Raw genomic sequence first — 1,252 nt, 5'->3', positions numbered from 1 at the left:
TGGGCATGCCGAGCTTGTCGCAATAGTCCGGCAACTGCTGCTCGCATTGCCGCCACGGCAACAGGTGATCGCGATAGTCGGCGTACGCGTCGGAGCCCGATCCGCACAGATCGCCGACCCGCAGTTCCTCGGCCATGTACGAGAACACGCAGAGCTCGAGATACCGGCGATTGGTCGGCGATCCGTCGCCGTGCGAGCGCCGCACGAGCTTGCGCCACCGCGGCGCGGCGAAGCTCAGGTCGACGTCCGCATCGATCCACTCACGATGCAGCGATTCGTTCTCCAGCACCGCATCGAGTGCGTTCAGCAGCGAGCGGACCGGGCTTGTCGAATCCCATTCGAGCGTACGAGCGACACGCATCATGACCGAACGGTGCGCCTTGAAGTGCTTCCAGAGCAACGGTAGATAGTTGCGGCCGCTGAACGCGCGGATCGCCGCACAGCTCTCGCGCAACGGCTCCAGGTCGCCTTTCGGCGCGAGCAGCTTCCTGACCGCTCGGGCGATAGCCGTCTCATCGGATTCGTCGGCAAGGATGTCGACAACGCCGTCGAGCAAGCCTACGAGGTCTTCGACCTGATCACGCTGTTTGCGCTGAATGGCGTCCAGCTCGTCGCTTGCGCGCTTGTGGATGGCACCCATGCGCCGGACAAACATGTCGGCGAGATCGTCGCGGGCGCGTACACGCATGCGGTTGAGCAGCGCGACGATCAATGTGTAGCGCTTCTCGGGCAAAGTGTCGTTCCTGAGCGCGGACGCGTCGAGCGCCATCGCCTGATTGGCGAGCGAGCGCAGCTTCGAGGCCGGAATCCCGGCGATGGCCAGTGAAAAATCGCCGAGCTCATCGAGCCAGGCAATCTGGTCGATCAGCAGCTCCAGATGCTGGCGCGACGGGCGTTTCGCATGACGCTTGATCCTGTGGTAGGCAGTCTGTCGATTCGACAGATCCCGCGCGAGCAGCCGGTCAAGCGCGAGCTTCTGTTCATCGGTCAAGCGTCGCGTGACGCGCTTGAACAGTCGGGACTGCGCCCGGGCGTGGATCTGTTCAGTCAGCCGGTCGAGCGTCGAGAACGCCGGCAGCTCGATATCGCGCGCGATCAGCTCGTCGATCGTCGCGTTGATGATGTCCACCGGCTGGTCCATCGTCAGCGACGCCGTATGCGCTGCCCGTGTCGCGATCGCGTTCGCGTCGGTGCCGTAATACGGTTTCACGTCGAGCCAGGTGCGAACCGCCGCGTAATGCCGGAACAGCGT

The 1,252-nt window shown here is 63.9% G+C and carries 1 protein-coding gene; it reads right to left on the bottom strand.

The genetic code is table 11. The annotated features are described in order from the left end of the window. Positions 1-1,252, bottom strand: a 1,252-nt coding sequence (locus AB4Y34_RS41600; protein WP_368719278.1) for a DUF4158 domain-containing protein, incomplete at both ends; no start/stop codon positions are given.

The sequence above is a fragment of the Paraburkholderia sp. BR10954 genome (assembly GCF_040965775.1).
GTDB classification, from domain to species: domain Bacteria; phylum Pseudomonadota; class Gammaproteobacteria; order Burkholderiales; family Burkholderiaceae; genus Paraburkholderia; species Paraburkholderia youngii.
The sequence above is the reverse complement of the archived record's forward strand: the minus strand, read 5'-3'. Positions and strand labels throughout refer to the sequence as shown.